Consider the following 12,798-nt stretch of genomic DNA (forward strand, 5'->3'; position numbering starts at 1 on the left):
CCATGACCCTTTCGTATCTGAAAACCCGCTCGTTCCGCACCCTGTTGGCTGCTGCCGTCCTCACGGTGGTTGCTGGCGGCGCCAGCGCCCAGCAGACCCAGCTCAACCCGCAGGCCAAGCGCATCACCGATGAGGCCATCCATGCTGACCTGGAGTCCTACGAGGCTACCCAGGGCCGCATCCAGGCGCTCAACGACGGTGGTCGCCCAATCCGCGATTACCACCTGTCCAAAGCGCAGTGCTGGCTGGACGTGTCGTTCCACGAATACACCCGCAACGACCGCAGCGCCTTCCCGCAGGAGGCGTTGACCGAGTCGGAAAAGTTGATCGTGGACATGGAGAACGGCGTTTCGCCGATCCCCACCGACACCGCCTTGGTGAACGACGCCAAGTACCTGCGTGCCGACCTGTGGCAGCGCCTGAAAGTCATCCACGGCACCCCCGGCTTTGCTTGCGCTTCGCAGAAAGTGGCCTGCGGTGAAGTGGAGCTGGTACATGCCGGCAATGAGTTCAACCAGCAGCAGTGGCGTCACTCCAAGCCGTATATCCAGATCGCCGAAGACCTGGTCAACGAAGCCGAGACCGCCGCACGCCTGTGCGGTGTGGGCCCGGCTGCTCCGGTGGCGGTGGGTCCGTTGATTGCGAATGTGCTGTTCGAGTTCGACCGCGACGGCTACAAGGACATCCGCACCTACTCGCTGGAAAGCGTGGACCGTGCATTGGCCACCATCGCCGCCGAGCAGCGTGAACTGGCCAGTGTGGCGCTGATCGGTCATGCCGATCGCATGCAGGGCAAGGGCTTCGACCACAACCAGGCCCTGTCCGAGCGTCGCGCCGAAACCGTGCGTACGCTGCTGATTGGCCGTGGCGTGCCGGCCGACAAGATCCGCTTTGAGTACCGCGGTGATACCCAGCAGGTGCAGCAGTGCGACGGCGTCAAGCCGCGTGCGGCATTGCTGGAATGCCTGCTGCCGAACCGTCGCGTGGAAGTGCAGTTCGAGCTGGCGCAGTAAAAGATCCGCCAGTGCTGAACCCAGAACGCCCCGGCAATGCCGGGGCGTTTTGTTTTGGCGCTCTGCCTGTTCTCGGGGGATAGGCGGGAGGGCACAGGGCTACTTCTACCCCGTCCCTTTCGACGCACGGGAAGGCTGCGAAGGGATTGGGCTTCTTGGCGGCCCCACAGCCCCCATCCAGCGGAATGGCTACACTGGGCCGCTCCGTTCGACGGGATGTGCCCTTGGTCTCCAGCTGGATCCTGCTCCTGGTGTCACTCGGCTATGCCGCGCTGCTGTTTGGCGTGGCCTGGTGGGGTGACCGTCGCCCGCTGTATCCGGACCGCCCATGGCTGCGGCCGGTGGTCTACAGCCTGGCGCTGGCGGTGTACTGCTCCTCGTGGACGTTCTATGGCGGCGTCGGCACCGCCGTGCGTTATGGCATCGGCTACCTGCCCATTTATTTGGGGCCGCTGCTGATGCTGGCCTTCGGCTGGCGCATCATCGAACGGTTGGCGCTGATCGCACGTACCGAAAACGTCGTCTCCATCGCCGATTTCATCTCCTCGCGTTTCGGCCGCTCCCGGCGTCTGGCAGCACTGGTGGCCCTGATCGCCTTGATCGGCGTGGTGCCGTACCTGGCGCTGCAGTACAAGGCCGTGGCAATGAGCGTGCAGGTACTCAGCGGCGATGCCGGCGGCAAGGGTGTGCTGACCGATCCGGCGTTGTACGTGGCGCTGCTGATGGCCTTGTTTGCCATCTTGTTCGGCACCCGTCAGGTGGATGCCACCGAGCACCACCACGGCATGATGCTGGCCATCGCGCTGGAGTCGATGATCAAGCTGATTGCGATGGTCGCGGTGGGTATGTTCGCCTACCTGCTGATCTCCGACCGGGGCGAGTCCGTCGTGCGTTCGGCGCGCGCGCTGTTCGAGGGCATGCCGCCGGTAGGTTTCGTCTCGCAGACGCTGCTCAGTTTTTTGGCATTGATCTGTCTGCCGCGCCAGTTCCACGTCGCAGTGGTGGAGTGCGGCAATGCTGCCGACGTGCGCCGCGCGCGCTGGATGTTCGGCGGGTATCTGGTGGTGATCTCGCTGATGATCATTCCCATCGCCACCGCAGGTGCCACGTTGTTCGGTACCGGCTTGGCCTCTGACGACACATTGGTGCTGGCACTGCCGATGTCCGAAGGCAGCATGGCGCTGGCCCTGGCCGCGTATGTCGGTGGGTTCTCGGCGGCCACCGGCATGGTCATCGTGTCCTCCATCGCGCTGGCCACCATGATCAGCAACGATCTGGTGATGCCGGTGCTGCTGCGCCGCAGTGGCGACCACCGGGAAGCAGCCAGTGTCGCCTCGCGCGTTCTATGGATTCGCCGTCTGGCGATCCTGTTGCTGGCGTTGGTGGCTTACGGCTATTACCGCGGCAGCAACAACGACACCATGCTCGCCACCTATGGCTTGATGGCCTTCGCTGCGGTAGCGCAGTTCGCGCCTGGCCTGATCGGTGGCCTGTACTGGCGCGGCGCCAGCCGTCGCGGCGTGGAGACCGGCATGCTGGTCGGCTTCGGCGTGTGGATCTACACACTGCTGATTCCGGCCTTGAGCCACGGTGGCTGGTTGAGCGAATCACTGCTGCAACACGGTCCGTTCGGCATTGAATGGCTGCGTCCGCAGCAGTTGTTCGGCCTGGCAGGTTGGGATGCACTCACCCACGGTACGTTCTGGTCACTGCTGCTCAACACCGCCACGATGCTGCTGGTGTCGATGCGTTGGCGGCCCGATGTTGCCGAGCGCCTGCGCGCGGCACCGTTTCTTGATCCCTATGCCAAACGGCCGGTAGTGGCCGGTGACTGGCCGGCGCATATCAAGGTGCGTGACTTGTTGGCGCTCGCCACGCGGGTGATCGGCGACAGCCGCGCACGCCGCTCGTTCATTGAACAGGCGCAACTGCTGCAGCGTGATTTCCTGCCGTCTGCTGCGGCCGACCGCGTGTGGGTGCAGTTCACGGAGCGCCTGCTCGCCGCTTCCATCGGCGCCGCCTCAGCGCGCTTGTTGTTGACCAGCCTGCTGCGTGGCTCGGGTATGGACCTGGGTGAAGTGGTGGCGGTACTGGACGAAGCCGGCCAGGAGCTGCGCTTCAACCGCGAGATCCTTTCCACCACGCTGGAAAACATCAGTGCCGGCGTCAGCGTGGTCGATCCGGAGATGCGCCTCACCGCATGGAACCGCCGTTACCAGCAAATGTTTGGCTACCCCGACGGCATGCTCTATGTCGGCCGCCCGGTGGCGGATCTGATCCGCTACAACGCCGAGCGCGGCGAGCTGGGCTCCGGTGATACCGAGGTGCAGATCAACCGCCGTATCGGTTACATGCGCGCCGGTTCGCCGCATGTGTTCGAGCGTACCGGTGCCGACGGCAAGGTGATTGAACTGCGCGGTCAGGCGTTGCCCGGTGGCGGTTACGTCACCAGTTACAACGACATCACCGATTTCAAACAGGCCGAACAGGCACTGTTGGAAGCCAACGAAACACTGGAGCAGCGCGTCGCCGAACGCTCACAGGCTGCCGAGGCCGCGCAGCAGTCCAAGACCCGTTTTCTCGCCGCCATCAGCCACGACGTGCTGCAACCGCTCAATGCTGCGCGTCTGTTTGCCTCGGCATTGCGCGACAGCCTGCAGGAGACCGACGAGCAACGGCATCTGGCCGAACGTGTCGATGCCTCGCTGCGTGCGGCCGAGGAGCTGCTCGACGGTCTACTCGATGTGTCACGGCTGGATGCCGGCGGCATGCGCCCGACCATCACCGATTTCGATGCCAGCGTACTTGTGCGTGAAATGGCCGCGCAGTACACGCCGATAGCAGCGGGGCGTGGTCTGCGCCTGCATGTCTTTGCACGGCCGGCGTGGGTGCGCAGTGACCGACGGTTGCTGCGTCGCGTGCTGCAGAATTTCATGGCCAATGCACTGCGCTACACCCGCACCGGTCGCATCGTGCTGGCGTTGCGTGTGCGCGGTGAACAGGTCGAACTGCAGGTGTGGGACACCGGCCCCGGTATTCCCGAGCACCACATGCAGCAGATATTCAAAGAGTTTCATCGCTACCAGCAGCCATTCGACTGGGGCGAGCAAGGCTTGGGGTTGGGCCTGTCCATCTGCCAACGCATTTCACGCCTGCTTGAGCACGGCTTGAATGCGCGCAGTCAGATCGGCCACGGCAGCATGTTCTCGATCACCTTGCCGCGCGTTGCCGCGCCCAGCGTTCCGCAACCGGAGGCAAAGCCGGTTTCCGCATTCGGTGGCGACGATTCACTGGCCGGCATGCGCGTGCTGTGCGTGGACAACGACCAGGAGATTCTCGACGGCATGCGCGCGCTGCTGGGCCGTTGGAAGGTGGATGTGATCGCCGCCAGCACCGTGGACATGGCGTTGGAAAAAATTGCCGAGCAACCGGACGTGATGCTGGTGGATTACCACCTGCATGACCGCCTGGATGGCCTTGATACGCTGGTTGCTCTGCGCGAGGCGTCGGGCCGTTCGTTACCGGGTGCCTTGCTCACCGCCGATGGCCGCGACGAACTCAAACGCATGGCACGCGAGCGCGGCTACCGTGTGCTGACCAAGCCGGTGAAGCCCGCCTCGCTGCGTGCGTTTCTCACCGCATTGAACGACCCGCGCCGTCGCCAGGGCGGCGCGTAGAAGACCACGCATTGGTCTACGGAGCATGATTCCGGGCGTCGCGCAGGAGCGATTTCCGGCGCGATCTGAAGTCGGCAAAAACAGGGTCTTCAGAAGTCGTGACTCTGCGCGGAAAGTGATTCTTACCCAATCCTCGCTGCGCCAAGCGCAAGGAGGTGGCGGGCCATGTGCACAAGAGGCAATGACGGCGCTGTTGCCGCTGCGGTTGCTCCTTGCCGTTGACAAGGAGCGGGCCGGGGAGGGGTTTTGATGTCGTTGTTCGCCCCGTTGCGACCTCAACCCATAAGCCGCTGCACCCAGCCTTCCGCGCTCAAATGCTCATAAAGAATCGTGCAGCCGATGATGATCAGAATCGCCCCGCCGACGATCTCCGCGCGCTTGCCGGCCAACGTGCCCAACACGCGGCCGAGCAGAATGCCCAGCGTCACCATGGTCAGCGTGCATAGGCCGATCACCAGTGCCACCACGCCAATATGCACATCCAGGAAGGCCAGACCCACGCCAATGGCCATCGCATCAATGCTGGTGGCAAAACCGGTAACCGCCAATGCCCAGAACCCATGGCGCGGCTTTTCGTCCGATGCTTCATCGGCGTCTTCTTCGTTGGGTTTGAGTCCGGCAAGGATCATGTGCAGGCCCAAGGCAAAGAGCAGCACGAATGCGATCCAGTGATCGAAAGCTTCCACGTATTGCGAGGCGGCACGGCCCAGCAGCCAGCCGATGATCGGGGTGATGGCTTCAATGACGCCGAAGATCAAACCCGCGCGCAGGGCATCGACGAAACGAGGCTTGCGCATCGCGGCACCCTTGCCGACCGCAGCGGCGAAGGCGTCGGTGGACATGGCAAAGCCAATGAGCAGGATGGAGAGTGGGGACATCTGGAGTACCTGGTTGGGCGGACACAAACGGCATGCGTCGCGCCCAACCTGAAGTTGCGCACGCATGCCGCTGGTCTCGCCAACCGGGTCTGGCTGCCCACACCACGGCGCAATGGCCGAGTATGTTGATGTGGGCGCTTCCAATGCTGGAAGCAGGCTACTCCCCAAGGGAACGCGGATTGTAACAGCAGCGCCGCCGGCAGTAATCGCGCCGATGTTCAGGCTCACAGGGAGCAGCAGCGTATGCCGAAATGTTTACGGTGATTCCCTTGCAGGCAATGTGCTCAGAGACAGAACGTTTGGCGCCGCATCTTCGGCAGCGCGAGCTTCATGTGCTTGGCGGTTCGTGCCGTTCTGGCCGAGGGGAGTACGCGGGGTTGCTAGCGGGGCCCGCGCAGCGCACCCGGGAGAGACCGCTGAAAGTTCAGTCTTCTTCCGGCGGCAGCACGATGGCGTCGTCGTCGATGGCCAGCTTGCCAGCCATCAGCACCGCCTGGGTACGGTTGGTGACACCGAGCTTGCGCAGGATTGCGGTGACATGCGCCTTGATCGTGGCTTCGGAGACGCCCAGGTCGTAGGCGATCTGCTTGTTCAAGCGGCCAACGCCGAGCATCTGCAGTACGCGGAACTGCTGTGGGGTGAGTTCGCGCAGGCGTTGCCCTACTTCGCGCTCTTCATGGTCGGTGGGTGGCACGTTATGCGCTTCGGCCGGAGCCCAGCGTTCGCCATCCAGGATGGTGCCCAGCGCATGACCAATGGTGTCCGAATCAGCGGATTTCGGGATGAAACCGAATGCACCGTGATCGAGCGCGCGGCGCATCACCGTGGGCTCTTCGCGGGCAGACACCACCACGATCGGCAATTGGGGATGCAGTGAGCGCAGATGCACCAGCGCATTGAAACCCTGTGCGCCGGGCATGTTCAGATCCATCAATACCAGGTCGGCATCGGGATGCTGCTCGGCCAGTGCGTACAACGCCTCCACGCTGTCGGCCTCCAGCAACTGCACGCCCGGAATGACACGTTGCACCGCGCCCTTGAGAGCTTCGCGGAACAGCGGGTGGTCATCGGCGATCAGCAGGGTGGGCATGTTGTAGCGCTGGGAATGGGGAGCAGGGTGGAGCGGTTGGAACGTTGCGGTGACGGAGAGCTTCCCCGCCACCGGTGCAATATACGGGGAACAGAGCAGGTTGACCCCGTAAAAGCGGTGCATCCCGACTTCTGTTCCCCGTCATCGGCGTTACCTGACTTTGCGCTCTTCCACCAGCGAGGCCACCACAGAGGGGTCGGCCAGCGTGGAGGTGTCGCCTAGTTGGTCAGGTGCGTTCTCGGCGATCTTGCGCAGGATGCGGCGCATGATCTTGCCCGAACGGGTCTTCGGCAGGCCCGGCGCCCACTGCAGATGGTCCGGTGCGGCGATTGGGCCGATTTCCTTGCGCACCCACACCACCAGCTCCTTGAGCAGTTCGTCGGTTTGCGGCTCGCCAGCGACCAGGGTGACGTAGGCATAGATGCCCTGACCCTTGATTTCGTGCGGGAAACCGACCACGGCCGCCTCGGCCACCTTCGGGTGCGAGACCAGCGCGCTTTCGACTTCGGCGGTACCAATGCGGTGGCCGGAGACGTTGATCACGTCATCGACGCGGCCGGTGATCCAGTAGTAGCCATCTTCATCGCGACGGCAGCCGTCACCGGTGAAGTAGCTGCCCGGGTAGGTACGGAAGTAGGTGTCGATGAAGCGCTGGTCGTCACCGTAAACGGTGCGCATCTGGCCCGGCCAGGAATCGCGGATGACCAGGTTGCCCTCGGCAGCGCCTTCCAGCGGCTCGCCATCGGCACTGACCAAGGCGGGCTGCACGCCGAAGAACGGCAGTGTTGCCGAGCCCGGCTTCAGGTCGACCGCGCCCGGCAGCGGCGAGATCAGGATGCCGCCGGTTTCGGTCTGCCACCAGGTGTCGACGATGGGGCAGCGCGAGTCGCCGACCACTTCGTAATACCAGCGCCAGGCTTCCGGGTTGATCGGCTCACCCACGCTGCCGAGCAGGCGCAGGCTGGACCGCGAGGTGCGCTTCACCGGTGCCTCGCCTTCGCGCATCAACGCGCGGATGGCGGTGGGTGCGGTGTAGAAAATGGTGACCTGGTGCTTGTCGATCACTTCCCAGAAGCGCGAAGTATTGGGGTAGTTCGGTACGCCCTCGAACATCACCGAGGTGGCGCCATTGGCCAGTGGGCCATAGACGATGTAGCTGTGGCCGGTGACCCAGCCCACGTCGGCGGTGCACCAATAAATATCGTCTTCGCGCAGGTCGAACACCGCTTCATGCGTGTACGCCGCGTACAGCAGGTAGCCGCCACTGGTGTGCAGCACGCCCTTGGGCTTGCCGGTGGAGCCGGAGGTGTAAAGGATGAACAGCGGGTCTTCCGCGTTCATGCGCTCGGGTTCGCACACCGACGGCTGAGTGTCGACGATGTCGTGGAACCAGCGGTCGCGCGGCGCCTGCATGTCCACCGCCCCACCGGTATGGCGGACCACCAGCACGGTTTCCACGGTGTTGGTGCCGGGCAGCTTCAGTGCGGCATCGACGTTGGCTTTCAGCGGTACCTTCTTGCCGCCACGCAGGCCTTCATCGGCGGTGATGATCAGCTTGCTGGCGCAGTCACCGACGCGGTCGGCGATGGAATTGGCGGCAAAACCACCAAACACCACGGAATGGATCGCGCCAACGCGGGCGCAGGCCAGCATGGCCACGGCAGCATCGACGATCATCGGCAGGTAGATGGTGACGCGGTCGCCCTTCTTGATGCCAAGCGCGCGCAATGCGTTGCCCAATCGGCAGACGCGTTCGTACAACTCGCGATAAGTGACTTTCTGCGCTGGGCTGTCCGGGCCATCGGGCTCGAACAACAGCGCGGTTTTGTCACCGCGCGTAGCCAGCTGCCGGTCCAGGCAGTTGACGCTGACGTTGAGCTCACCGTCCTCGAACCATTTGATGCGGAAATCGTCGAGCTTGTAGCTGACGTTTTTGATCTTGGTCGGCTTTACATACCAATCCAGACGCTCTGCGGCCTTGGCCCAGAAAGCATCGGGGTTTTCAACCGATTCGCGGTACAGCTGTTGATACGTGCTCTTGTCGATCCGAGCCTTCGCGGCGAATGCGGATTCAACGGGATAAACATCAGTCATGGCAACCCTCACCTTTGCACTTGTAACCAATGAATGAGCCATGTCGTGCGACGTGGCCGGACTCCCCAAGTGTGCCGCATCCACCCCGTGTCGCGCTGCCCTGGCTGTTAGACGATGGTCGAATGCGCCGCTCCTTACGACTAATGGCGAATAGCCGCCTGCCATCGGCGCCGCGCACCCTGCCCGGGAACGTGCCGCTGCTGCGGTTCACAACGCCAGTCGGGAGAGAGGCTGATCCAATGAGTACATATCTTTTGAAAACGGCCCGTCGGCCGCTGGCTGCCGCGGTATTCGTGGCGCTGCTGGTACCCGGCATGGCCTTTGCACAAACCGCCAAAGAGCGGGCGCTTGAATCACGCGTGGTTGAACTGGAGCGACAGGTACAGCTGTTGCTGTCGGCCCAGCAGCAGCAACAAGGCGTGATCACCCAGACACAGAATGATGTGGTGCAGGTGCGTGCGGCGCAGGCCGAACGCCCGGCCGTGGCCGCGGTACCGGCCGGCAAGCAGCCGGTCCAGATCACCAGCATTACCCCAGGCGCAGCCCCGGGCACCACCTTCAAGTTTGGTGGCTTCATCAAGGCCGATTTCCTGGCCACGCGTACCGGCGACGGCCAGCTGGCCGACGATGCAACCGGCCGTTCGCTGTACCTGCCGGGGCAGACGCCGGTGTTCGGCGCTGGTGGTACCGGCAAGGCCTCGGATGTGGACTACAACGCCCACGCCAAGTTCTCGCGCTTCAATCTGGGTGTGGACCATGTGGCCGAAAACGGCGACAAGGCCGGTGCCATGGTCGAGATGGATTTCTTTGGCAACTCGCTGGGTAACCAGACCGCCACCAATACCTATGGCGTCACCCTGCGTCACGCCTACATGTACTGGAACAAGTGGCTGGCCGGCCAGACCTGGTCCAACTTCATGGATGCCGGTGCGATTCCGGAAGCGGTCGACTTCGTTGGCCCGACCGATGGCGTGATCTTCGTACGCCAGGCGCAGATCCGTTACACCAACGGCGGCTTGAGTGTTGCCCTGGAAAACCCGGAAACCACCAGCCTCACCGGTACCTTCAACCCGGTGACCGGCAAGTGGAACGTGCCGGCCGTGGCCAACTCCGACCGCGGTTCGATGCCGGACCTGACCGTGCGTTACGGCTGGAAGGGTGACTGGGGTACGTTTGGTGTGGCCGGTCTGGTGCGCCAGCTGAAACTGGACAACCAGCTCACCGGTGCCGATGCCAGCAAGGTGGCCGGCGGCGTCACGCTGGGCGGCAAGTGGATGATGGGCGACAGCGACAGCCTGCACTACCAACTGACCGGTGGCGAAGGCATTTCGCGTTACATCGGCCTGGGCATCACCGCCGACAGCGGCTATGACGCCATTCGCGATGAAATCGACCCGACCGGCGTGGTTGCTGCCTACGTCGGTTGGCGCCATGCCTTCAGCCCGAAACTGCGCACCAACCTGATCTACGCACGCAGCGACTACGACAACAATGCTTCCATCACCGGAGACCTGGTGACCAAGAGCGTGCAGTCCATTCGCGGCAATGTGTTCTATACACCGATGCCCAAGGTCGATATCGGCGCCGAGCTGATGTACGGCGAGCGTGAAATCGAAAACGGCAAGAAGGGCGACATCAGCCGCTTGCAGTTCACCACCAAGTACAGCTTCTGACGTGTCGGCGCCGGTGCCGTGATGGCACCGGCGTCTTTGCAGAAAACGCAGTACGTCTCATCTCCCTACCCCCACGGGGAGCACTCATGCCAACGCCCCGGCGTGCATCGCACGCCAGCGCTGCCGTATTCCCGAAATCTGGAGAATTCCAATGAATGCTTCCGTCGATCCCCGTGTTGAGCGGATCGCTTCCAACCCGAAATACCAACGGTTGCGCAGCACGCGCAACAAGCTGGGTTGGTTCCTGACCATCCTGATGTTGTTGGGGTACTACGGCTACATCGGCCTGATCGCCTTCGACAAGGCCTTCCTGGCCACGCCGATCGGCGCCGGCAAGATCACTACCGTCGGCATTCCGATCGCGTTGGGCCTGATGGTGTTCACCATTCTGATCACGGCCTTCTACGTGCGCCGTGCCAACAACGAATTCGACAAGTTGACCGAGGAAATTGTGGAGGAAGCGCAATGAATCACTCCGTCCTTCGATCGGGCACCTTGCTCGGTCTGCTGATCGCCAGCGGTGCGGCGATGGCCGCCGGTGGCGACATCGGCCAGACCGTGCGCCAGCCCACCAACTGGACCGCGATCATCATGTTCGCGACGTTCGTGTTGTTCACGCTTGGCATCACCAAATGGGCCGCTGGCCGCACCAAGTCCGCGTCCGACTTCTACACCGCCGGTGGCGGCATCACTGGTTTCCAGAACGGCCTGGCCATCGCCGGTGACTACATGTCGGCGGCCTCGTTCCTCGGCATTACCGCCGCGGTGATGACCAACGGCTACGACGGTTTGATCTATGCGCTGGGCTTCCTGGTGGGTTGGCCGATCCTGACCTTCCTGATGGCCGAGCGCCTGCGCAACCTCGGCCGCTTCACCTTTGCCGACGTTGCGGGCTACCGCTTCCAGCCCAAGCCGATCCGCATGTTTGCAGCCTCCGGCACGCTGGTGGTGGTGTTGTTCTACCTGATTGCACAGATGGTGGGTGCCGGTGCACTGATCAAGCTGCTGTTCGGCCTGGACTACTGGATCGCAGTAGCGCTGGTCGGCGTGTTGATGATGGTCTACGTGCTGTTTGGTGGCATGACCGCCACCACCTGGGTGCAGATCATCAAGGCCTGCCTGTTGCTGTCGGGCGTGACCTTCATGGCCGTGATGGTGATGTGGCACTTCAACTTCAGCTTCGAGGCGCTGTTCAGCGAGGCGGTGCGGGTCAAGACCCAGATCGCGGCCAACAGTGGCAAGGGGCCAGAAGAGGCGGCGTTGACAGGCTTGTCGATAATGGGCCCCGGCGGCTTCGTGAAAGACCCGATCTCCGCCATCTCGTTCGGCATGGCGCTGATGTTCGGTACCGCCGGCCTGCCGCACATCCTGATGCGCTTCTTCACCGTTCCCGATGCAAAGCAGGCACGCAAGTCGGTGCTGTGGGCGACCACCTGGATCGGCTACTTCTACATCCTGATCTTCATCATCGGTTTTGGTGCCATTGCGCTGGTGCTGACCAACCCCGAGTACGCCGATCCGGTGACCGGCACCATCCAGGGCGGCCCGAACATGGCAGCCGTGCTGGTCGGCAAAGCCGTTGGCGGCAACCTGTTCATGGGCTTCATCTCGGCAGTGGCGTTCGCCACCATTCTGGCGGTGGTAGCAGGTTTGACCCTGTCCGGTGCCTCGGCGGTGTCGCATGACCTGTACGCCACGGTGTTCAAGCAGGGCAACCCGGCGCCGGGCTCGGAGCTGCGTGTTTCGCGCATGACCACGTTGGCCTTGGGTGTGGTCGCGGTTCTGCTGGGCATCGTGTTTGAGAAGCAGAACGTGGCCTTCATGGTGTCGCTGGCCTTCGCCATCGCCGCCTCGGCCAACTTCCCGGTGTTGATCCTGTCGCTGCTGTGGAAAGACTGCACCACGCGTGGCGCGGTGATTGGTGGCTCGCTGGGTTTGGCGTCGTCGCTGATCCTGACCCTGCTGTCGCCGTCGGTATGGGTGGATACGCTGGGCAATGCTGCCGGTAGTGCACCGTTCCCGTACACCAGCCCGGCGCTGTTCTCGGTGACCATCGCGTTCGTCAGCATCTGGTTCTTCTCGATCACCGACAAGAGCAAGAACGCACAGTCCGAGCGCGCGGCCTACCCGGCACAGCAGGTGCGTGCTGAAACCGGCATTGGTGCCAGCAAGGCTTCCGATCATTGATGAAATAGGCTGATTCTGGCCAAAAGGCCGCCTCGAAAGGGGCGGCCTTTTTTTTGGAAATCCGGCAAGGCGGGTAACGGCGGGCGATGCGCGTGCGCGGTTCACCGGCCTCTGCACTTGCTTTCATTCGTTACCACTTAACCGCATGCGGCGCAGACGTGCGGATCAGCGGCCTGGATCATGAAT

8 protein-coding genes and 1 riboswitch are annotated in these 12,798 nt (G+C 63.0%); of the genes, 5 read left to right on the forward strand and 3 right to left on the reverse strand.

Annotated features, from left to right (window positions below):
- Nucleotides 1-2 precede the first annotated feature (2 nt).
- Together PAN08_RS00665 and PAN08_RS00670 are read left to right on the forward strand one after the other, a co-directional pair.
- The gene (locus tag PAN08_RS00665) at nucleotides 3-1,013 is read left to right on the forward strand and encodes an OmpA family protein (protein WP_269789630.1); all 1,011 of its coding nucleotides are present in this window, start codon (nucleotides 3-5) and stop codon (nucleotides 1,011-1,013) included.
- 224 nt (nucleotides 1,014-1,237) lie between these two features.
- Entirely contained in the window at nucleotides 1,238-4,690 is a 3,453-nt protein-coding gene (locus PAN08_RS00670; RefSeq protein WP_269789631.1) for a PAS domain-containing hybrid sensor histidine kinase/response regulator, read from the forward strand.
- Nucleotides 4,691-4,965: 275 nt separating this feature from the next.
- On the opposite strand, the gene PAN08_RS00675 is transcribed toward PAN08_RS00670, so the two are convergent.
- The 3 genes from PAN08_RS00675 to acs all read right to left on the reverse strand — a co-directional run bounded on the left by PAN08_RS00675 (nucleotide 4,966) and on the right by acs (nucleotide 8,752).
- Entirely contained in the window at nucleotides 4,966-5,568 is a 603-nt protein-coding gene (locus PAN08_RS00675) for a manganese efflux pump MntP family protein (RefSeq protein ID WP_269789632.1), read from the reverse strand.
- Between the two features lie 45 nt (nucleotides 5,569-5,613).
- A riboswitch (yybP-ykoY riboswitch) is annotated at nucleotides 5,614-5,746 on the reverse strand.
- Between the two features lie 246 nt (nucleotides 5,747-5,992).
- Nucleotides 5,993-6,658 (reverse strand): response regulator transcription factor, encoded by a 666-nt coding sequence (locus PAN08_RS00680; RefSeq protein ID WP_269789633.1) that lies wholly within the window; start codon nucleotides 6,656-6,658, stop codon nucleotides 5,993-5,995.
- 150 nt (nucleotides 6,659-6,808) lie between these two features.
- Nucleotides 6,809-8,752: an acetate--CoA ligase gene (acs, locus tag PAN08_RS00685; RefSeq protein ID WP_269789634.1), complete on the reverse strand. Its 1,944-nt coding sequence runs from the start codon at nucleotides 8,750-8,752 to the stop codon at nucleotides 6,809-6,811.
- A gap of 239 nt (nucleotides 8,753-8,991) precedes the next feature.
- Between acs and PAN08_RS00690 the strand changes: the two genes are divergently transcribed.
- From PAN08_RS00690 to PAN08_RS00700, 3 genes are all read left to right on the forward strand, one after another.
- A complete protein-coding gene (locus tag PAN08_RS00690; RefSeq protein ID WP_269789635.1) occupies nucleotides 8,992-10,425 on the forward strand; it encodes a DcaP family trimeric outer membrane transporter in 1,434 nt (477 codons plus the stop codon).
- A gap of 151 nt (nucleotides 10,426-10,576) precedes the next feature.
- Nucleotides 10,577-10,894 (forward strand): DUF485 domain-containing protein, encoded by a 318-nt coding sequence (locus PAN08_RS00695; RefSeq protein ID WP_269789636.1) that lies wholly within the window; start codon nucleotides 10,577-10,579, stop codon nucleotides 10,892-10,894.
- Entirely contained in the window at nucleotides 10,891-12,612 is a 1,722-nt protein-coding gene (locus tag PAN08_RS00700; protein ID WP_269789637.1) for a cation acetate symporter, read from the forward strand. Before PAN08_RS00695 ends, PAN08_RS00700 begins: the two co-directional genes overlap by 4 nt.
- Nucleotides 12,613-12,798 lie beyond the last annotated feature (186 nt).

The sequence above is a fragment of the Stenotrophomonas sp. Iso1 genome (genome assembly GCF_027497995.1).
Taxonomy (GTDB): Bacteria; Pseudomonadota; Gammaproteobacteria; order Xanthomonadales; family Xanthomonadaceae; genus Stenotrophomonas.

Excerpts from the sequence above, each read along its gene's own strand:
- PAN08_RS00700 (WP_269789637.1), top strand. The coding sequence starts at position 10,891 with ATGAATCACTCCGTCCTTCGATCGGGCACCTTGCTCGGTCTGCTGATC.
- PAN08_RS00680 (WP_269789633.1), bottom strand. The coding sequence starts at position 6,658 with ATGCCCACCCTGCTGATCGCCGATGACCACCCGCTGTTCCGCGAAGCT.
- PAN08_RS00690 (WP_269789635.1), top strand. The coding sequence starts at position 8,992 with ATGAGTACATATCTTTTGAAAACGGCCCGTCGGCCGCTGGCTGCCGCG.
- PAN08_RS00675 (WP_269789632.1), bottom strand. The coding sequence starts at position 5,568 with ATGTCCCCACTCTCCATCCTGCTCATTGGCTTTGCCATGTCCACCGAC.
- PAN08_RS00665 (WP_269789630.1), top strand. The coding sequence starts at position 3 with ATGACCCTTTCGTATCTGAAAACCCGCTCGTTCCGCACCCTGTTGGCT.
- acs (WP_269789634.1), bottom strand. The coding sequence starts at position 8,752 with ATGACTGATGTTTATCCCGTTGAATCCGCATTCGCCGCGAAGGCTCGG.
- PAN08_RS00695 (WP_269789636.1), top strand. The coding sequence starts at position 10,577 with ATGAATGCTTCCGTCGATCCCCGTGTTGAGCGGATCGCTTCCAACCCG.